This window comes from Pseudomonas sp. TH49 (assembly GCF_016650625.1).
Classification (GTDB): Bacteria; Pseudomonadota; Gammaproteobacteria; order Pseudomonadales; family Pseudomonadaceae; genus Aquipseudomonas; species Aquipseudomonas fluorescens_H.
This window is the reverse complement of the sequence record NZ_JAEKFL010000001.1, coordinates 927,991-947,518: the sequence shown is the minus strand read 5'-3', so window position 1 is coordinate 947,518 and position 19,528 is coordinate 927,991. Positions and strand designations below refer to the sequence as shown.

The 19,528-nt window shown below is 60.9% G+C and carries 14 protein-coding genes and 2 tRNA genes; 12 read left to right on the top strand and 4 right to left on the bottom strand.

Features of this window, described 5'->3' with window-relative positions; all coding sequences use genetic code 11:
* Positions 1 to 143 precede the first annotated feature (143 nt).
* Positions 144 to 230: transfer RNA gene (locus JFU48_RS04395), tRNA-Leu, on the bottom strand.
* A 181-nt stretch (positions 231 to 411) separates the two neighbouring features.
* Positions 412 to 498, bottom strand: a tRNA-Leu gene (locus tag JFU48_RS04390).
* Positions 499 to 723: 225 nt separating this feature from the next.
* Between JFU48_RS04390 and rnr the strand changes: the two genes are divergently transcribed.
* From rnr to JFU48_RS04335, 11 genes are all read left to right on the top strand, one after another.
* Positions 724 to 3,357 (top strand): ribonuclease R, encoded by a 2,634-nt coding sequence (gene rnr / locus JFU48_RS04385; protein WP_201135939.1) that lies wholly within the window; start codon positions 724 to 726, stop codon positions 3,355 to 3,357.
* Positions 3,354 to 4,118, top strand: a complete 765-nt coding sequence (rlmB, locus tag JFU48_RS04380; protein WP_003221131.1) for a 23S rRNA (guanosine(2251)-2'-O)-methyltransferase RlmB — start codon at positions 3,354 to 3,356, stop codon at positions 4,116 to 4,118. The genes rnr and rlmB overlap by 4 nt, the downstream gene beginning before the upstream one ends.
* 309 nt (positions 4,119 to 4,427) lie before the next feature.
* On the top strand, positions 4,428 to 4,850 hold the full coding sequence (rpsF, locus tag JFU48_RS04375) for a 30S ribosomal protein S6 (RefSeq protein ID WP_003221133.1): 423 nt from the start codon (positions 4,428 to 4,430) through the stop codon (positions 4,848 to 4,850).
* A gap of 28 nt (positions 4,851 to 4,878) precedes the next feature.
* Complete coding sequence (gene rpsR, locus JFU48_RS04370; RefSeq protein WP_002551829.1) at positions 4,879 to 5,109, top strand: 30S ribosomal protein S18; 231 nt, start codon at positions 4,879 to 4,881, stop codon at positions 5,107 to 5,109.
* Positions 5,110 to 5,145: 36 nt separating this feature from the next.
* Positions 5,146 to 6,039 (top strand): hypothetical protein, encoded by an 894-nt coding sequence (locus tag JFU48_RS04365; protein ID WP_003221135.1) that lies wholly within the window; start codon positions 5,146 to 5,148, stop codon positions 6,037 to 6,039.
* 19 nt (positions 6,040 to 6,058) lie between these two features.
* Positions 6,059 to 6,505, top strand: a complete 447-nt coding sequence (rplI, locus tag JFU48_RS04360) for a 50S ribosomal protein L9 (protein ID WP_003221136.1) — start codon at positions 6,059 to 6,061, stop codon at positions 6,503 to 6,505.
* Between the two features lie 120 nt (positions 6,506 to 6,625).
* Complete coding sequence (gene dnaB, locus JFU48_RS04355; protein ID WP_047600693.1) at positions 6,626 to 8,023, top strand: replicative DNA helicase; 1,398 nt, start codon at positions 6,626 to 6,628, stop codon at positions 8,021 to 8,023.
* Positions 8,024 to 8,226: 203 nt separating this feature from the next.
* Positions 8,227 to 10,530 (top strand): YgiQ family radical SAM protein, encoded by a 2,304-nt coding sequence (locus JFU48_RS04350; protein ID WP_003221140.1) that lies wholly within the window; start codon positions 8,227 to 8,229, stop codon positions 10,528 to 10,530.
* A 339-nt stretch (positions 10,531 to 10,869) separates the two neighbouring features.
* On the top strand, positions 10,870 to 14,145 hold the full coding sequence (locus tag JFU48_RS04345) for a transglutaminase family protein (protein ID WP_201135938.1): 3,276 nt from the start codon (positions 10,870 to 10,872) through the stop codon (positions 14,143 to 14,145).
* An 88-nt stretch (positions 14,146 to 14,233) separates the two neighbouring features.
* On the top strand, positions 14,234 to 16,720 hold the full coding sequence (locus tag JFU48_RS04340; RefSeq protein ID WP_201135937.1) for a circularly permuted type 2 ATP-grasp protein: 2,487 nt from the start codon (positions 14,234 to 14,236) through the stop codon (positions 16,718 to 16,720).
* Complete coding sequence (locus JFU48_RS04335) at positions 16,720 to 17,610, top strand: transglutaminase family protein (RefSeq protein WP_201135936.1); 891 nt, start codon at positions 16,720 to 16,722, stop codon at positions 17,608 to 17,610. The genes JFU48_RS04340 and JFU48_RS04335 overlap by 1 nt, the downstream gene beginning before the upstream one ends.
* Positions 17,611 to 17,764: 154 nt before the next feature.
* Here the strand turns inward: JFU48_RS04335 and JFU48_RS04330 are convergent, their stop codons facing one another.
* Together JFU48_RS04330 and JFU48_RS04325 are read right to left on the bottom strand one after the other, a co-directional pair.
* Positions 17,765 to 17,953 (bottom strand): hypothetical protein, encoded by a 189-nt coding sequence (locus JFU48_RS04330; protein ID WP_003221145.1) that lies wholly within the window; start codon positions 17,951 to 17,953, stop codon positions 17,765 to 17,767.
* Between the two features lie 68 nt (positions 17,954 to 18,021).
* Positions 18,022 to 18,609 carry an LOG family protein gene (locus tag JFU48_RS04325; protein WP_003221147.1) on the bottom strand — a complete coding sequence of 196 codons (588 nt, stop codon included), beginning with the start codon at positions 18,607 to 18,609 and terminating at the stop codon, positions 18,022 to 18,024.
* A gap of 340 nt (positions 18,610 to 18,949) precedes the next feature.
* On the opposite strand from JFU48_RS04325, the gene azu reads away from it, so the two are divergent.
* A complete protein-coding gene (gene azu / locus JFU48_RS04320; protein ID WP_003221151.1) occupies positions 18,950 to 19,396 on the top strand; it encodes an azurin in 447 nt (148 codons plus the stop codon).
* Positions 19,397 to 19,528: the final 132 nt, after the last annotated feature.

The window sequence follows — 19,528 nt, the reverse complement described above, 5'->3', positions numbered from 1 at the left end:
TTGCGGGGAGGGCGGAGGTTTGCTAGAGCATGATCTGGTGATCATGTGTGGCGAGGGAGCTGCAGGTTTTCAAACGCCAGAAACGCAAAAACCCGCTTTCGCGGGTTTTTGGGAAACTCAAGATCGTGACCTTGAGTTTGAATTGGTGCCCAGAAGAAGACTCGAACTTCCACGACCGTAAGGTCACCAGCACCTGAAGCTGGCGTGTCTACCAATTTCACCATCTGGGCATTCATCGCGAGCGTTGCCGCTGTTGATGTGGCGCACTATACGGAGCGCTTTTTGATCTGTAAACCCCTGATTTAATTTTAATTAATCGGTTTTAACAAATCGGTTGCTTAGAATGCAAAAAACCCGCTTTCGCGGGTTTTTGTGTGAGCCTTGAAACTGATCTAGTCTCAAACTCGAAATTGGTGCCCAGGAGAAGACTCGAACTTCCACGACCGTAAGGTCACCAGCACCTGAAGCTGGCGTGTCTACCAATTTCACCACCTGGGCATCTCGTCAACGTGTGTACGTCGTCGATGGCGCGCACTATACGGAGCGCCTTTTTAACTGTAAACCCCTGTCAGCAAAAAAAATGAATTTTTTTACCGGCGGTGTTCAAAAGGGCTTTCAGGCGTCGATACAAGCCTATAGAAGGGCCTTATAGAGTCGGAAATTTCCCGTTTGATGGCGCCTATGCCAAACTAACCCGCATATAGACAAGGTGAAAACTCTCTAATGGCCGATTGGCAGTCCCTCGATCCCGAGGCCGCTCGTGAAGCGGAAAAATATGAAAACCCTATTCCCAGCCGCGAACTGATCCTTCAGCACCTTGCTGATCGGGGTTCGCCTGCTGCCCGTGAGCAACTGGTCGAAGAGTTTGGTCTGACCACCGAAGACCAGATCGAAGCCCTGCGCCGCCGTCTGCGCGCCATGGAGCGCGACGCTCAATTGATCTACACCCGCCGTGGCACCTATGCGCCAGTGGACAAGCTCGACCTGATCCTCGGCCGCATCAGCGGTCACCGTGACGGTTTCGGCTTCCTGGTGCCGGACGACGGTAGCGATGACCTGTTCATGAGCCCGGCGCAGATGCGTCTGGTGTTTGATGGTGACCGCGCGCTGGCCCGTGTTTCCGGTCTTGATCGTCGCGGGCGCCGTGAAGGCGTGATCGTCGAGGTGGTGTCCCGTGCCCACGAAACGATCGTCGGTCGCTACTTCGAAGAGGGCGGTATCGGTTTCGTCGTTGCCGACAACCCGAAGATCCAGCAGGAAGTGCTGGTCACCCCGGGCCGCAACGCCAACGCGCAGATCGGTCAGTTCGTCGAGGTGAAGATCACCCACTGGCCGACGCCGCGCTTCCAGCCGCAAGGCGATGTGGTCGAAGTGGTCGGCAACTACATGGCGCCGGGCATGGAAATCGATGTCGCGCTGCGTACCTACGACATTCCGCACGTCTGGCCTGAAGCCGTGCTCAAAGAAGCCGCCAAGCTCAAGCCTGAAGTCGAAGAAAAAGACAAAGAGAAGCGTGTCGACCTGCGCCATCTGCCGTTCGTCACCATCGACGGCGAAGATGCCCGCGACTTCGACGACGCGGTCTACTGCGAAGCCAAGCCCGGCAAGCTGCGCCTGTTCTCCGGCGGCTGGAAGTTGTACGTGGCGATTGCCGACGTTTCCAGCTACGTGAAAATCGGTTCGGCGCTGGACAACGAAGCCCAGGTGCGCGGCAACTCGGTGTACTTCCCCGAGCGCGTGGTGCCGATGCTGCCTGAGCAGCTGTCCAACGGCCTGTGCTCGCTGAACCCGCACGTCGATCGTCTGGCCATGGTTTGCGAGATGACCATCTCCAAGTCCGGCGAAATGACCGACTACTGCTTCTATGAAGCGGTAATTCACTCCCACGCCCGCCTGACCTACAACAAGGTCAGCGCGATGCTGGAAACTCCGAAAGCCACCGAAGCGCGCAAGCTTCGCGGCGAATACACCGACGTGGTGCCGCACCTCAAGCAGCTCTATGCGCTGTACAAAGTGTTGTTGGCTGCCCGTCACGTGCGTGGTGCGATCGATTTCGAAACGCAGGAAACCCGGATCATCTTCGGTTCCGAGCGCAAGATTGCCGAAATCCGTCCGACCACCCGTAACGATGCGCACAAGCTGATCGAGGAATGCATGCTGGCGGCCAACGTGGCCACCGCCGAATTCCTCAAGAAGCACGAAATCCCTGCGCTGTACCGCGTCCACGACGGCCCGCCACCGGAGCGTCTGGAAAAACTGCGCGCGTTCCTCGGCGAACTCGGCCTGTCTCTGCACAAAGGCAAGGATGGCCCGTCGCCGAAGGACTATCAGGCCCTGTTGGCGAGCATCAAGGACCGTCCGGATTTCCATCTGATTCAGACCGTGATGCTGCGCTCCCTGAGTCAGGCGGTGTACAGCGCCCAGAACGAAGGCCACTTCGGCCTGAACTACGAAGCCTATACCCACTTCACTTCGCCGATCCGCCGTTACCCGGACCTGCTCACGCACCGCGCCATCCGCAGCGTGATCCATTCGAAACAGGACACTCCGCACGTTCGTCGTGCCGGGGCGATGACCATTCCGAAGGCGCGCATCTATCCGTACGACGAAGCGGCGCTGGAACAACTCGGCGAGCAGTGCTCGATGAGCGAGCGCCGTGCCGACGAAGCCACCCGCGACGTGGTGAATTGGCTCAAGTGCGAGTTCATGAAGGATCGCGTCGGCGAGTCGTTCCCGGGCGTAATCACTGCGGTGACCGGTTTTGGCCTGTTCGTCGAGCTGACCGATATCTACGTCGAAGGCCTGGTGCACGTCACCGCGCTGCCGGGCGATTACTACCACTTCGATCCTGTGCATCATCGCCTGGCGGGCGAGCGCACCGGTCGCAGCTTCCGTCTTGGCGATACCGTTGAAGTGCGCGTGATGCGCGTCGACCTCGACGAGCGCAAGATCGACTTCGAGATGGCTGAAAAAACCATCAGCGCGCCGATTGGCCGCAAGAAGCGCGGTAGCGAAAGCACCGCTCCGGCAGCGACCAAGGCTGTGGAAGAGAAGGCTCCGGCGAAAACCGCCAGCCGTCGTCCAGCCAAGGAAAAGGCTGTCGAGGCCTATCGCCCGAGCGATGCCGTGGCGAAAAACGCCGAGCTGCGCAAAAGCCGTGAAATGAAGAAGGCCTTGCTGGCCGACGCCAAAAGCGGTGGTAAAGCGGCGTCTGGGGGAAAGACCGGACGGTCGGCGCCTGACAAGGCTGCCGGCGGCAAGCCAGCCAAACCGAGCAAACACCGTAAAGGCCCGCCGAAAGCGGGTTCGGCTCCAGCCAAAAGTGGCGGGTCGCGTAAACCGAAGGCGAAGTCATGAGTCAGTTGGAAAAAATCTACGGCGTTCACGCGGTAGAAGCGTTGCTGCGTCACCACCCGAAACGCGTCAAGCAGATCTGGCTGGCCGAAAGCCGCAACGATCCGCGCGTGCAGACCCTGATCGAACTGGCCAACGAAAATCGTGTGCAGATCGGTCAGGCCGAGCGCCGCGAAATGGACGCCTGGGTTGAAGGCGTGCACCAGGGCGTGGTGGCGGACGTCAGTCCGAGCCAGGTCTGGGGCGAGGCGATGCTCGATGAGCTGCTCGACCGCACCGAAGGCGCACCGCTGTTGCTGGTGCTCGACGGCGTGACCGACCCGCACAACCTCGGCGCCTGCCTGCGTTCGGCGGATGCTGCCGGCGCGCTGGCGGTGATCGTGCCCAAGGACAAGTCGGCAACCCTGACGCCGGTGGTGCGTAAAGTGGCCTGCGGCGCGGCGGAAGTGATTCCGCTGGTGGCGGTGACCAACCTCGCGCGCACCCTGGAAAAGCTTCAGCAACGCGGTCTGTGGGTGGTCGGCACGGCGGGTGAGGCCGAGGTCAGCATTTATGACCAGGACCTGACCGGCCCGACCATCCTGATCATGGGCGCCGAAGGCAAGGGTATGCGTCGCCTGACCCGCGAGCACTGCGACTATCTGGTAAACCTGCCAATGGCCGGTAGCGTCAGCAGCCTCAACGTGTCCGTGGCAACCGGCGTGTGCCTGTTCGAAGCGCAGCGTCAACGCGGTGCCAAGGCCAAGGCTGCGGCCAAGAAATAAGGCTGTACGCAAACAAACTGTGGGAGCGGGCTTGCTCGCGAAAGCGGTGTGTCAGACAACAATAATGTTGCCTGATGAAACGCATTCGCGAGCAAGCCCGCTCCCACAGTGTTTTGTGCGAAGGCAAAGAAATGGTGATTGTTCAAATAATCACCAATTGCCTTGCACCTCCGCAGTCCCTTCTCTACAATTGCGCCCCTTGCTGTGACGGCAGGCACGCATGTGCCCCGCGCCAGCAAGTCCATAAGTGTCATTCACTCCTTGTCTGACCGTTTTTGAGCGGCAGGCTACAACCCGTAAGGAGCATTCATGCGTCATTACGAAATCATCTTTCTGGTCCACCCTGACCAGAGCGAGCAAGTCGGCGGCATGGTTGAGCGTTACACCAAGCTGATCGAAGAAGACGGCGGCAAAATCCACCGTCTGGAAGACTGGGGCCGTCGTCAACTGGCCTACGCAATCAACAATGTTCACAAGGCTCACTACGTGATGCTGAACGTTGAGTGCACTGGCAAGGCCCTGGCCGAGCTGGAAGACAACTTCCGCTACAACGATGCAGTGATCCGTAACCTGGTCATCCGTCGCGACGAAGCCGTTACCGGCCAGTCCGAGATGCTCAAGGCTGAAGAAAACCGCAGTGAGCGCCGTGAGCGTCGCGACCGTCCTGAGCACTCCGACGCTGATGGCGTTGAGGGTGATGACAGCGACAACAGCGATAACGCTGACGAGTAATCCACGGACCTTTTAAGGAGCCTATCAAATGGCACGTTTCTTCCGTCGTCGTAAATTCTGCCGCTTCACCGCTGAAGACGTGAAAGAGATCGATTACAAAGATCTCAACACTCTGAAAGCCTACGTATCCGAGACCGGCAAAATCGTTCCAAGCCGCATCACCGGTACCAAAGCTCGTTATCAGCGTCAGCTGGCCACCGCTATCAAGCGCGCCCGCTTCCTGGCCCTGCTGGCCTACACCGACAGCCACGGCCGCTGAGACCGGGCAGTCGACAAGTAGCAAAGGATTGAATGCATGCGTGCCATAGCTGAGTTCATCATGCGCGGCCGCATGCAGGCCACTCTCGTAGTGGCCGGGTGTGCAACATTGCCGTTGTTGTATTGGTTGGGTGCTGCCGCCGGGAGCCTGGTGCTTCTGCGGCGCGGACTGACGGACGCCATTGGCGTTCTGTCCCTGGGGCTGCTGCCGGCATTGATCTGGTGGCTGTATGCCGATGATCCAAGGGCACTTCTGGTGCTGCTGGGGTCTTCGGGGCTTGCGTTGGTGTTGCGCGCAAGCGAATCCTGGGTCCGCACGCTGCTGGTCAGCGTAGTGATTGGAGTGGTGTTTTCAGTGGTGCTCGGGGCAGCATTTGCGGCCCAGATCGAGATGCTCGCGCAGGCCTTGATAAAGGTCATGCCGGCGCTTCTTGGTGAAACCTACAAGCAATTGTCGGTCGATGAGCAAGCGCGCTTCGCGTCCCTGATTGCACCAGTCCTGACCGGACTGATTGCGGCTCTGTTGCAGATCGTCAGCGTGCTGAGCCTGATTGTCGGGCGGCATTGGCAGGCGTTGTTGTACAACCCGGGTGGTTTTGGTCGCGAGTTTCGCGCCATCCGGATCCCGCTGGGGCCGGCGATGTTGCTGCTGGCGTTGATGCTTCTGGGCCCGAATCTCGGTGCACAGATGGCCATGTTGACGCCGTTGTGCAGTGTACCGCTGGTGTTCGCCGGACTCGCCCTGATTCACGGGCTGGTCGGGCAGAAGCGACTGGCCGGTTTCTGGCTGGTGGGGTTGTACGTCACGCTGCTGTTGTTCATGCAGCTGCTCTATCCGTTGCTCGTGGTTCTGGCCATTGTCGACAGCCTGATTGATTTTCGCGGTCGTCACGTGTCGAAAGACACCGATAACGCGAACGGTGAAGGTTAAAAGTTAAGAGGATTTCCACATGCAACTGATCCTTCTGGAAAAAATCGCCAACCTGGGCAACCTGGGCGACAAAGTAAACGTTAAGGCCGGTTACGGCCGTAACTACCTGCTGCCTTTCGGCAAAGCTACCGCTGCGACCGCTGCCAACCTGGCTGCGTTCGAAGAGCGTCGTGCTGAGCTGGAAAAAGCTGCCGCAGACCGTAAAGCATCGGCTGAAAGCCGTGCTGCCCAACTGGCCGAGCTGGAAGTGACCATCACTGCCACCGCTGGCGACGAAGGCAAGCTGTTCGGTTCGATCGGTACTCACGACATCGCTGACGCACTGACCGCTTCCGGCGTTGAAGTGCAGAAGAGCGAAGTTCGTCTGCCGAACGGCACCATCCGCAACGTGGGTGAATTCGACGTGGCTGTGCACCTGCACGCCGAAGTTGAAGCCACCGTACGCGTTGTCGTGGTAGCAGCTTAAGCAATACTTGTCGGCTGGCACCCTCGGGTGCTTGCCGGTAACATCGGGCACGATCCTGTTTACAGGTCGTGCCCTTTGTCTTTCTGGTAATCCCGTTTTCAAACCTGACTCCAAGTGGCCATGAACGAAATCACCGCTCCCGAGCAATACGATCTGCAAACCGCCGCGCTGAAAGTGCCGCCGCATTCCATCGAGGCCGAACAGGCCGTACTCGGTGGTCTGATGCTGGACAACAACGCTTGGGAACGCGTGCTCGATCAAGTCTCCGACGGCGATTTCTACCGACATGACCACCGTCTGATCTTCCGTGCGATCGCCAAACTGGCCGATCAGAACATGCCGATCGACGTCGTGACCCTTGCCGAGCAACTGGACAAGGAAGGTCAGACGTCCCAGGTCGGCGGCCTCGGTTACCTCGGCGAACTGGCAAAAAACACGCCGTCCGTCGCCAACATCAAGGCCTATGCGCAGATCGTTCGCCAGCGCGCGACGTTGCGCCAGTTGATCGGTATCAGCACCGAAATTGCCGACGCCGCGTTCAACCCCGAAGGCCGTACCGCCGAAGAGATCCTCGACGAAGCCGAACGGCAGATCTTCCAGATTGCCGAGGCGCGGCCGAAGACCGGCGGCCCGGTGGGGGTCAACGAACTGTTGACCAAAGCCATCGACCGCATCGACACCCTGTTCAACACCGCCGACGCGATCACCGGCCTGTCCACCGGCTATACCGACCTCGACGAGAAGACCAGCGGTCTGCAGCCGTCCGACCTGATCATCGTCGCCGGCCGTCCGTCGATGGGTAAAACCACCTTCGCCATGAACCTGGTGGAAAACGCCGTACTGCGCAGCGACAAGGCGGTGCTGGTGTACTCCCTCGAGATGCCAGGCGAATCGCTGATCATGCGTATGCTCTCGTCCCTGGGCCGGATCGACCAGACCAAGGTGCGTTCCGGCCAACTGGAAGACGACGATTGGCCGCGCCTGACCTCGGCGGTCAACCTGCTCAACGACCGCAAGCTGTTCATCGATGACACCGCCGGCATCAGCCCGTCGGAAATGCGTGCGCGAACTCGACGTCTGGTGCGTGAGCACGGCGACGTCGGCCTGATCATGATCGACTACCTGCAGTTGATGCAGATTCCGGGTTCCAGCGGTGACAACCGGACCAACGAGATTTCCGAGATCTCGCGATCCCTGAAAGCCCTGGCCAAGGAATTCAACTGCCCGGTGGTGGCGCTGTCGCAGCTCAACCGTTCCCTGGAACAACGTCCCAACAAGCGTCCGGTGAACTCCGACTTGCGGGAATCCGGAGCGATCGAGCAGGACGCCGACGTCATCATGTTCGTGTACCGGGACGAGGTGTATCACCCGGAAACCGAGCACAAGGGCATCGCCGAAATCATCATCGGCAAGCAGCGGAACGGCCCGATCGGCTTTATCCGCCTGGCCTTTATCGGTAAGTACACCCGCTTCGAAAACCTCGCGCCGGGCAGTTACAACTTCGACGACGACGAGTAACGTCGAGCACTTGTGGCGAGGGAGCTTGCTCCCGCCGGGTTGCGCAGCAGCCCTCAAAATTCGACTGCTGCGCAGCCGATCGGGAGCAAGCTCCCTCGCCACAGGTAAAGCACAATTTCCGACCACAGCCGTCGGAATTGGTCAAAATTTGTGCTATATTCCGCGCCCGCGAAATTCAATGAAAGCCAACACCGGTTATCGACATGCAAGCAGCCAAGCCGTTATTTGACTATCCGAAGTACTGGGCCGAATGTTTCGGGCCAGCGCCATTCCTGCCGATGAGCAGGGAGGAGATGGATCAGCTCGGCTGGGATTCCTGCGACATCATCATCGTCACCGGTGATGCCTACGTCGACCACCCGTCTTTCGGCATGGCGATCATCGGCCGGCTGCTGGAGTCCCAGGGCTTCCGCGTCGGGATCATTGCCCAGCCGAACTGGCAGTCCAAAGACGACTTCATGAAGCTCGGCGAGCCGAACCTGTTCTTCGGCGTCGCGGCCGGCAACATGGACTCGATGATCAACCGCTACACCGCGGACAAGAAAATCCGTTCCGACGACGCCTACACCCCGGGTGGCATGGCGGGCAAACGTCCGGATCGTGCGAGTCTGGTCTACAGCCAGCGCTGCAAGGAAGCCTACAAGCACGTGCCGATCGTCCTCGGCGGCATCGAAGCTTCGCTGCGCCGCATCGCCCACTACGACTACTGGCAGGATCGTGTACGCAACTCGATCCTGATCGACGCCAGCGCCGACATTCTGCTGTACGGCAACGCCGAGCGCGCCATTGTTGAAGTGGCCCAGCGTCTGTCCTACGGGCACAAGATCGAAGACATCACCGATGTGCGCGGCACCGCGTTCATCCGTCGTGACACGCCGCAGGGCTGGTACGAAGTCGACTCCACGCGCATCGACCGTCCGGGCAAGGTCGACAAGATCATCAACCCGTACGTCAACACCCAGGACACCCAGGCTTGCGCCATCGAGCAAGAGAAGGGGCCGGTGGATGATCCCGAAGAAGCCAAGGTCGTACAGATTCTGGCCAGCCCGCGCATGACCCGCGACAAGACCGTGATCCGCCTGCCGTCGATGGAAAAGGTGCGTAACGACCCGGTCCTGTACGCCCACGCCAACCGCGTGCTGCACCTGGAAACCAACCCGGGTAACGCCCGCGCGCTGGTGCAGAAGCATGGCGAGGTCGACGTCTGGTTCAACCCGCCACCGATTCCGATGACCACTGAAGAAATGGACTACGTGTTCGGCATGCCTTACGCCCGGGTTCCGCACCCGGCGTACGGCAAGGAGAAGATCCCGGCCTACGACATGATCCGTTTCTCGGTGAACATCATGCGCGGCTGCTTCGGCGGTTGCACCTTCTGCTCGATCACCGAGCACGAAGGCCGGATCATCCAGAACCGTTCCGAAGAGTCGATCATTCGCGAAATCGAAGAGATCCGCGACAAGGTCCCGGGCTTCACTGGCGTCATCTCCGACCTCGGCGGCCCGACCGCGAACATGTACCGCATCGCCTGCAAGAGCCCGGAAATCGAGTCCGCGTGCCGCAAGCCGTCCTGCGTGTTCCCGGGCATCTGCCCGAACCTGAACACCGACCACTCGTCGCTGATTCAGCTGTACCGCAGTGCCCGTGCCTTGCCGGGTGTGAAGAAGATCCTGATCGCCTCCGGCCTGCGTTACGACCTCGCGGTCGAGTCGCCGGAGTACGTCAAAGAGCTGGTGACCCACCACGTCGGTGGCTACCTGAAGATCGCCCCGGAACACACCGAGGAAGGTCCGCTCAACCAGATGATGAAACCGGGCATTGGCAGCTATGACAAGTTCAAGCGCATGTTCGAGAAGTACACCAAGGAAGCAGGCAAAGAGCAGTACCTGATCCCGTACTTCATCGCCGCGCACCCGGGCACTACCGACGAAGACATGATGAACCTGGCGCTGTGGCTCAAGGGCAACGGCTTCCGTGCCGACCAGGTGCAGGCGTTCTACCCGTCGCCGATGGCCACCGCCACCGCGATGTACCACTCGGGCAAGAACCCGCTGCGCAAGGTCACCTACAAGAGCGACGGTGTGACCATCGTCAAGAGCGAAGAGCAGCGTCGTCTGCACAAGGCGTTCTTGCGTTATCACGACCCGAAAGGCTGGCCGATGCTGCGTGAAGCGCTGATCCGCATGGGCCGTGGTGATCTGATCGGTCCGGGCAAGGATCAGTTGATTCCGCTGCATCAACCGGCTACCGACAGCTACCAGAGCGCCCGTCGCAAGAACTCGACGCCGGCCGGCAGCCACAAGGTCGCGAAAGAGAAGACCACCAAGATTCTCACCCAGCACACCGGCCTGCCGCCGCGTGCCAGCGACGGTGGCAATCCTTGGGACAAGCGTGAACAGGCCAAGGCTGCGGCGTTCGCCCGCAACCAGCAGGCGGCCAAGGAACGCAAGGAAGCGGCCAAAGGCAAGGGGCCGAAGCCGGCGCGCAAGCCCGTCGTTCCGCGCTAAGTCGCTTTTTGTTTCAACGGAACGCCAACCTTCGGGTTGGCGTTTTGCATTTCAGGGCTCAGGAAGTGCGCTGAATCGACTGGCCCCCTTCGCGAGCAAGCCCGCTCCCACAGTTGGAATGCGGTCTCCTGTGGGAGCGGGCTTGCTCGCGAAGGCGTCATCTCAGGCGCCGCATCTACCACTGCCGCCACATTTCGGCGCAACTTCCTCAATCCATTTCCCCGCATCGCCCGATTTTGGTGCTGTACTGCCCTGAGCATTCCGGGAAAGCGCCCAAGCCTCTGCATGGCATAAGTCTTGCGCGCTTTCGAATACGCTTAGGCTCGCAGGAGGCACGCCGTGTCGATTCATGTCGCATTGCATCACGTCACGCATTACCGCTACGACCGCGCTGTCGAACTCGGCCCGCAGATCGTACGCCTGCGCCCGGCCGCCCACAGCCGCACGCGAATCCTCTCGTATGCGCTGAAGGTCTCGCCCGAGCAGCATTTCATCAACTGGCAGCAAGACCCGCAGGGCAACTACCTCGCGCGTCTGGTGTTCCCCGAGAAAACCGACGAGTTGCGCATCGAAGTCGACCTGCTGGCCGAGATGGCGGTGTTCAACCCGTTCGACTTCTTCCTCGAACCCTACGCCGATAAAATCCCCTTCACCTACGCGGCCGATGAGCGCAAGGAGCTGGCGCCGTACCTCGAAACCCTGCCGCTGACGCCCGCCTTCAAAGCCTATCTGGACGGGATCGACCGCACGCCGCAGCCCGCCGTGGATTTCCTGGTGATGCTCAACCAGCGTCTCAGCGAAGACATCCGCTACCTGATCCGCATGGAACCGGGCGTGCAAACCCCGGAACACACCCTCGAACATGCGTCCGGCTCCTGTCGCGACTCGGCGTGGCTGCTGGTGCAGTTGCTGCGCAACCTCGGGCTGGCCGCGCGGTTCGTCTCCGGTTATCTGATTCAACTGACCGCTGACCTGAAGAGCCTCGACGGCCCGTCCGGTACCGAAGTGGACTTCACTGATCTGCACGCGTGGTGCGAGGTGTACTTGCCCGGCGCTGGCTGGATTGGTCTGGATGCCACGTCCGGGCTGTTCGCCGGTGAAGGGCATATCCCGCTGGCCTGCAGCCCCGATCCGTCCTCGGCGTCGCCGATCAGTGGCCTGGTCGAGCCGTGCGAGTGCCAGTTCAGCCACGAGATGTCGGTGGAGCGGATCTGGGAAGCGCCACGGGTGACCAAGCCCTATACCGATGAGCAGTGGCTGGCGATCCAGGCGCTTGGCCGACAGATCGATGCCGATCTGCTGGAAGGCGATGTGCGCCTGACCATGGGCGGCGAGCCGACTTTCGTCTCCATCGACGATCCGGACGGTGCCGAATGGAACACCGCCGCACTGGGCCCGGACAAGCGCCGACTCTCCGCCGAACTGTTCCAGCGCATGCGCCAGCACTATGCGCCGAAAGGTCTGGTGCATTTCGGTCAGGGCAAGTGGTATCCCGGCGAGCCATTGCCGCGCTGGTCGCTCAACTGCTATTGGCGCCGCGACGGCGTGCCGATTTGGCACAACAACGCGCTGATCGCCGATGAGCAGCAGGATTACGGCGCTGATGGCGAACTGGCCGGGCGTTTTCTGGCGAGTGTTGCCGAACGCCTGAAACTGCCGGCACGTTTCGTGTTTCCAGCCTACGAAGACCATTTCTATTACCTCTGGCGTGAGGGCGCATTGCCGAGCAACGTCAGTGCTGAAGATTCGCGACTGGAAGAGCCCCTGGAGCGTGCGCGACTGCGCAAGGTTTTCGCTCAGGGCCTGGATAAAGTGATCGGCCAGGTGCTGCCGCTGGCGCGTACCGCCAAGGGTGATCAATGGCAGAGCGGGCGCTGGTATCTGCGCGACGAGCATTGCCGACTGGTGCCGGGGGATTCACCGCTGGGTTACCGCTTGCCGCTCGCCTCGCAGCCGTGGGTGAAGGCGGCGGAGTACCCGTTCATTCATCCCAGCGATCCGAATCAGGACTTCCCCGAGCTGCCGGATATCGCGCAGCTCAACAGCCATGCCGAACCCGCCGCGGCCGCCGAACGTGCGCCGAAGATCGACGAGTCCGCCGACTGGCTGACCCGCACCGCATTCTGTGCAGAGGCCCGTGAAGGGCGTCTGTATCTATTCATGCCGCCGCTGGAGCGGGTCGAGGACTATCTGGAGCTGGTGGCGGCCATCGAAGCCACTGCCGAAGAGCTGCATTGCCCGGTATTGCTGGAAGGTTACGAGCCGCCGAGCGATCCGCGCCTGAGCAATTTCCGCATCACCCCGGATCCGGGCGTGATCGAGGTCAACGTGCAACCTTCCGCGACCTGGGACGAACTGGTCGAGCGCACCGAGTTTCTTTATGAAGAGGCGCGACAGACGCGGCTGACCACCGAGAAATTCATGATCGACGGCCGCCACACTGGCACCGGCGGCGGCAACCATTTCGTCCTCGGTGGCGCGACCCCGGCGGACTCTCCGTTCCTGCGCCGCCCGGATCTGCTGCGCAGTCTGATCAGTTACTGGCACAACCACCCGTCGCTGTCCTACCTGTTTTCCGGCTTGTTCATCGGCCCGACCTCGCAGGCGCCGCGGGTCGATGAAGCCCGCAACGACGCCTTGTACGAACTGGAAATCGCCTTTGCGCAGATGCCAGAACCGGGCGAAGCGTGCGCACCGTGGCTGGTGGATCGCCTGCTGCGCAATCTGCTGATCGACGTCACCGGCAATACCCATCGCGCCGAGTTCTGCATCGACAAACTGTATTCGCCGGACGGCGCCACCGGGCGTCTCGGCCTGCTGGAGCTGCGCGCTTTCGAGATGCCGCCGCACGCGCGCATGAGCCTTGCCCAGCAGTTGCTGTTGCGGGCACTGGTGGCACGCTTCTGGCGCGAGCCGTATGCGCCGCCGAAGCTCGCACGTTGGGGCACCGAGCTGCACGACCGCTTCATGCTGCCGCACTTTATCGAGCAGGATTTTGCCGACGTCATCGTCGAACTGAACAACGCCGGTTATCCGTTGCGCGCCGAGTGGTTCGCCGCGCATCTGCAGTTCCGTTTTCCCAAGGTCGGCGATTACGCGGTCAGTGGCATCGAGATGGAACTGCGTCAGGCGCTGGAGCCTTGGCATGTGCTGGGCGAGGAGGGCACGGCGGGCGGTACGGTGCGTTATGTCGATTCGTCGCTGGAGCGTTTGCAGATCAAACTCAGCGGTCTGCCGCCGCAGCGTTATCTACTGACCTGCAACGGTATTCCGCTGCCGCTGCAACCGACCGGGCGCATCGGTGAGTTCGTCGCGGGTGTGCGCTTTCGGGCCTGGCAACCGGCCAATTGTCTGCAACCGACCATTCCGGTGCACGCGCCGCTGGTGTTCGATTTGCTCGATACCTGGATGCAGCGTTCGCTGGGCGGTTGCCAGTATCACGTTGCACACCCGGGCGGGCGCAATTACGAGACCTTGCCGGTCAATGCCAACGAAGCGGAGAGCCGGCGCATGGCGCGGTTTTTCCGCATCGGACACACGCCGGGGAAACTTCCGATACCTAACCTGACAATCTCCGACGAGCTGCCGATGACACTCGATTTGCGACGCTTCTAAGTCCTGCACGACATGCGGATTTTTCGTATATCCGCACGTCATGTGCCTGCGTTAGTCTGACCGTTCCCTGCTGTCTGCCGAGCTTTCCATGCCTGACCTGCTAGACCGCTACCCGCTGACCGCGGGCACTTATCACGAACTGCTGAATGACAGCGGGGAAGTGCGCCCGCACTGGCGGCGGCTGTTCGATCAATTGCAGCGCAGCACCCCGGCGCAACTGGTGCAGCGGCAGGCGCTGCTGGCCCGGCAGATTCAGGAAAACGGCGTGACCTACAACGTCTATGCCGATCCCAAGGGCGCCGACCGCCCGTGGGAGCTGGACCTGCTGCCGCACGTGATCGCTGCTGATGAGTGGCAGCACCTGTCGGCGGGGATTGCCCAGCGAGCACGCCTGCTCAACGCGGTACTGGCTGATCTGTACGGGTCGCAGCGGCTGATCAGCGAAGGGTTGTTACCGGCGGAGCTGGTGTTCGGCCACAACAATTTTCTCTGGCCCTGTCAGGGCATTGCTCCGCCTGAAGAGGCCTTTCTGCATCTGTTCGCCGTGGACCTGGCGCGCACGCCGGACGGACGCTGGTGGGTCACGGCGGATCGTACCCAGGCGCCGTCGGGCGCGGGTTATGCGCTGGAAAACCGCACCATCGTTTCGCGGGCGTTTCCCGAGTTGTACCGCGATCTGAAAGTGCAGCACCTGGCCGGCTTCTTCCGCACCCTGCAGGAAACCCTCGCGCGTCAGGCGCCGTGTGCCGACGACGCGCCGCTGGTGGTGTTGCTCACCCCAGGGCGCTTCAACGAAAGTTACTTCGAACACCTTTATCTGGCACGCCAGCTCGGTTATCCGTTGGTGGAGGGCGGCGACCTCACCGTGCGCGATGCCACGGTGTACCTGAAAACCCTCAGTGGTCTGCGCCGGGTGCACGCGATCATGCGCCGGCTCGACGATGACTTCTGCGATCCGCTGGAGCTGCGCACCGATTCGGCACTTGGTGTGCCTGGCCTGCTGGAAGCGGTGCGTCAGGGCCGGGTGCTGGTGGCCAACGCCTTGGGCAGCGGCGTGCTGGAATCACCGGGATTGCTCGGATTTTTACCGAAGATCAATCAGTACCTGTTCGGCGAAGAACTGCTGCTGCCGTCCATCGCCACCTGGTGGTGCGGCGAGGCGCCGGTGCTGGCGCAAGCGTTGGAAAAGCTTCCGGAGCTGCTGATCAAACCGGCATTCCCCTCGCAAAGCTTCGCGCCGGTATTCGGCCGCGATCTGAGTGAACAACAGCGCCAGGCACTCGCCGAGCGCATGCAGGCGCGGCCATACGCCTATGTCGCGCAAGAGTTGGCGCAGCTGTCCCAGGCACCGATCTGGCAGGCCGAAGACGGCCAACTGCAACCGCGAGCGATCGGCATGCGCGTGTACGCGGTGGCCAGTGGTGACGGCTATCGCGTATTGCCCGGTGGGCTGACCCGGGTCGCCGCCGAGGCCGATGCCGAGGTGGTGTCGATGCAACGCGGTGGCGCGAGCAAGGACACCTGGGTGTTGGGCGAGCGTGCGCCGAGTGGCGAACAATGGAAAACCCAGCGCAACGTCGGCGTGCACGATCTGGTGCGCCGTGATCCTTACCTGCCCTCGCGGGTGGTGGAGAACCTGTTCTGGTTCGGCCGTTACTGCGAGCGTTGTGACGACAGTGCGCGATTGCTGCGGATCATGCTCGCGCGTTATGTCGATGGCGACGATCCGCAAGCCTTGCAGGCCGCCGTGGAGCTGGGTGAGCGGCTGATGTTGCTGCCGGAGGAGGGTGAGTTGCCGGAGCGGCTGCTGGCGGCGCTGCTCGGTGAGGATTGGTCGTTCAGTCTGCGCTCCAACCTGCAGCGCTTGCAGTGGGCGGCCTCGCAGGTGCGCGGCAAGCTCTCGCGGGAGAACTGGCAGGCCTTGGTCGAGTTGCAACGCGAGGCGCTGGAACTGGACACCGAGGAGCCGGACTTCGGCGAGTTGCTGGATTTCCTCAACCGGCTGGTGATGTCGCTGGCGGCGCTTTCGGGTTTCGCGCTCGACGACATGACCCGCGACGAAGGCTGGCGCTTTCTGATGATCGGCCGGCGCATCGAACGGTTGCAGTTTCTCAGCCGCAGTCTGGCCGCATTTCTGCGCGGCGCCGGGGCGTTCGATCAGGCGGGGCTGGAATGGCTGCTGGAACTGGGCAACAGCAGCATCACCTACCGTTCGCGGTATCTGGCGGTGGCGCAGTTGATTCCGGTGCTCGACCTGTTGCTGCTGGATGAGCAGAACCCGCACGCGGTGCTGTTCCAGTTGAAACTGGTGACCCGCACGCTCAAGCGCCTGAATGATGATTTCGGTGTGCCTCGCGAGACCGGGTTGCCGCAATTGGTCGAGCGTCTGGCGCGGTTCGATCTGGGGTGTCTGGAAAACCCGCTGTTCGGGCAGAACAGCGTGCGTGCCGCGCTCGATGGTCTGGCGGATCTGCTGCAAGAGATTGCCGAGGCCAGCGGTCAGGTGTCCGATCGTCTGGCGCTGCGCCACTTTGCCCATGTCGATGATGTCAGCCAGCGTACGGTGTCCGTCTGATGAGCGCGCATTACCAGATCTTTCACGACACCTGTTACCACTACGACAGCCCGGTTTCCCTGGCACAACAATTGGCGCACCTGTGGCCGCGCGAGTGCACATGGCAGCGCTGCACCGAGCAGCAATTGCTGATCAGCCCGGAGCCGACCACGCGGCGGGATGAATTGGATGTGTTCGGCAATCCACTGACCCGGCTGGCCTTTGAGCGCCCGCATGATGAATTGCAGGTCAACGCCCGGCTCACGGTTGAGGTGCTGGCGCGGCCGCTGGCGGATTTCGATCTGTCCCCGGCGTGGGAGCAGACGCGCAACGCGCTGACCTACAGCAGCCTGCCGTTGTCTGCTGAAATGCTGGAGGCTTGTCGCTATCGGTTTCAGTCACCCTACGTGCATTTGAAACGCAGTTTCGTCGAATTTTCCGAAAGCTGTTTTCCACCGGGCAGGCCCTTGTTGCTGGGCGTGCAGGCGTTGATGCAGAAGATTTTCAGCGAATTCACCTTCGACGCCGAGGCGACGCAAGTGGCGACGCCGCTGGTCGAGGTGCTGGAGCGCCGACGCGGCGTGTGTCAGGACTTCGCCCACCTGATGCTTGCCTGCGTGCGTTCACGGGGGCTGGCGGCGCGTTACATCAGTGGTTATCTGCTGACCCAGCCGCCACCGGGGCAGCCACGGCTGATCGGCGCCGACGCGTCGCATGCCTGGGTGTCAGTATTTTGTCCGGTGCTGGGGTGGGTGGATTTCGATCCGACCAACAACGTGCAGCTGGCGCTGGAGCACATCACCCTGGCGTGGGGCCGGGATTTTTCCGATGTGTCGCCGTTGCGCGGGGTGATTCTGGGGGGCGGTTCGCATGATCCGGAAGTGCGGGTCACGGTGATGCCATTGGAGTAAGGAAATTTCACTGGGGGGAGCCAATGTGGCGAGGGAGCTTGCTCCCGCTCGACTGCGAAGCAGTCGCAAAACAATTTGGGGTCGCTGCGCAACCCAGCGGGAGCAAGCTCCCTCGCCACAGATCGCTCCCTCTGGGAGCGAATCAGCAATCAGCTCAGGCGTCAGGCGCCTGGTCTTTCGGTGCATCAACAACATCATCATCGTTGTCAGTCGCCACTTCACCGTCAGGGTTCAGTGCCGCTTCTTCAGCCTGCTGTTTCTTGCGCTGAAGCTTTTCCTCTTTCTTCTTTTCCTTTTCCAGGTCTCGTTGACGTTTGGCGAAGGAGTAATTGGGTTTGGCCATGGGCGATCCTCTGGGGTCGAAGGTGAGGTTGAGCGGCGCGTATTCTGCCCTGTATCGGTGCCCGGCGGTTAGCCGGGTTTTTGGTCGACCCACTTGGGCGTGACGGTCGGCTTCCAGTTATCCAGGGCGTCGAGCAGCGTTTGTGCTGATTCGCTCACTTGCAGCATGTCACGGTGTGGGGCGCGAACGAAGCCTTCGCCGACGATATGGTCAAGAAAAGCGGTGAGTTTGCTGTAAAAACCGTTCACCTCAAGCAGCCCCAGCGGCTTGCCGTGGTAACCGAGCTGGCCCCAGGTCCAGACTTCGAACAGCTCTTCCAGCGTGCCGAGGCCGCCGGGCAACGCGATGAACGCATCGCTCAGTTCAGCCATGCGGGCCTTGCGCGCGTGCATGCCATCGACCACTTCGAGGCGCGTCAGGCTTTTGTGACCGATCTCCTTGTCCATCAGGCTTTGCGGAATGATCCCGATCACTTCGCCGCCAGCGGCCAGCGCGGCGTCCGCCACCAGGCCCATCAGGCCCACGGCACCCCCACCGTAAACCAGCGTCAGCTGGCGCTCGGCGAGTGCCCGGCCAAGGGCTTGGGCGGCTTCGGTGTAAGCCGGATCAGTGCCGGCGTTGGCACCGCAAAATACACAAACGGATTTGAGAGACATGCCTTCCTCCTGGGTCAATCCGTCACAGGGTAATGGCTGGCACGCCTTGATCCAAGGACTAAGCTTCGCGTTCTGGTGATTCAAAGGTACCGCTGGCGCCACAGGCGTAGGCGGCGAGCAAACTGCACAACAGACCGTTAAAGAACATGACAGGCACTCCGTTTCAGTAGATGCGCCGATCATAGGCCCGGCCATGGATTCTGGCCGGTAGATTGTTTCGATGAGTGTCATAGCCTGAAAGTTGTATACAATTTTTGACTCAAGTCATAGGAACTTGCGAAGATTTCAGGCAGTCTTTCCACCATTAGTGTTTTTGTTAACCCTGCCTTGGAGATTCACCATGTTTTCCAAAGTTGTTGCGGTATCCCTGCTGGCGCTGGCCAGCAGCCAATTGATGGCTGCCGAGTGCAAAACCACCGTTGATTCCACCGACCAGATGTCCTTCAACACCCAGTCGATCGTGATCGACAAGAGCTGCAAGACTTTCACCGTCGAACTGACCCACTCTGGCAGCCTGCCGAAGAACGTCATGGGTCATAACGTTGTAATCAGCAAAGCGGCTGATATGGCCGGTATCGCTACTGACGGCATGAGTGCTGGCATCGACAAGAACTACCTGAAAGACGGCGACGAGCGTGTCATCGCTCACACAAAGATCATTGGTGCAGGCGAGAAAGATTCGCTGACCTTCGACGTTTCGAAGCTGGTAGCCAACAATGATTATGCTTTCTTCTGCTCGTTCCCGGGCCACAACTCGATGATGAAAGGCACCATTGCTGTGAAGTAAGCAGGCTTACCGCGTTATCGTTCTTCGCGAGCAAGCCCGCTCCCACAGGTTCGCGCCGTCAATGTGGGAGCGAGCCTGCTCGCGAAGGGCCATCCGCATCAATGAATGCAATGGCCAAAGAAAAGCCCGCTG

Excerpts from the sequence above, each read along its gene's own strand:
- rnr (WP_201135939.1), top strand. The coding sequence starts at position 724 with ATGGCCGATTGGCAGTCCCTCGATCCCGAGGCCGCTCGTGAAGCGGAA.
- rlmB (WP_003221131.1), top strand. The coding sequence starts at position 3,354 with ATGAGTCAGTTGGAAAAAATCTACGGCGTTCACGCGGTAGAAGCGTTG.
- rpsF (WP_003221133.1), top strand. The coding sequence starts at position 4,428 with ATGCGTCATTACGAAATCATCTTTCTGGTCCACCCTGACCAGAGCGAG.
- rpsR (WP_002551829.1), top strand. The coding sequence starts at position 4,879 with ATGGCACGTTTCTTCCGTCGTCGTAAATTCTGCCGCTTCACCGCTGAA.
- JFU48_RS04365 (WP_003221135.1), top strand. The coding sequence starts at position 5,146 with ATGCGTGCCATAGCTGAGTTCATCATGCGCGGCCGCATGCAGGCCACT.
- rplI (WP_003221136.1), top strand. The coding sequence starts at position 6,059 with ATGCAACTGATCCTTCTGGAAAAAATCGCCAACCTGGGCAACCTGGGC.
- dnaB (WP_047600693.1), top strand. The coding sequence starts at position 6,626 with ATGAACGAAATCACCGCTCCCGAGCAATACGATCTGCAAACCGCCGCG.
- JFU48_RS04350 (WP_003221140.1), top strand. The coding sequence starts at position 8,227 with ATGCAAGCAGCCAAGCCGTTATTTGACTATCCGAAGTACTGGGCCGAA.
- JFU48_RS04340 (WP_201135937.1), top strand. The coding sequence starts at position 14,234 with ATGCCTGACCTGCTAGACCGCTACCCGCTGACCGCGGGCACTTATCAC.
- JFU48_RS04335 (WP_201135936.1), top strand. The coding sequence starts at position 16,720 with ATGAGCGCGCATTACCAGATCTTTCACGACACCTGTTACCACTACGAC.
- JFU48_RS04330 (WP_003221145.1), bottom strand. The coding sequence starts at position 17,953 with ATGGCCAAACCCAATTACTCCTTCGCCAAACGTCAACGAGACCTGGAA.
- JFU48_RS04325 (WP_003221147.1), bottom strand. The coding sequence starts at position 18,609 with ATGTCTCTCAAATCCGTTTGTGTATTTTGCGGTGCCAACGCCGGCACT.
- azu (WP_003221151.1), top strand. The coding sequence starts at position 18,950 with ATGTTTTCCAAAGTTGTTGCGGTATCCCTGCTGGCGCTGGCCAGCAGC.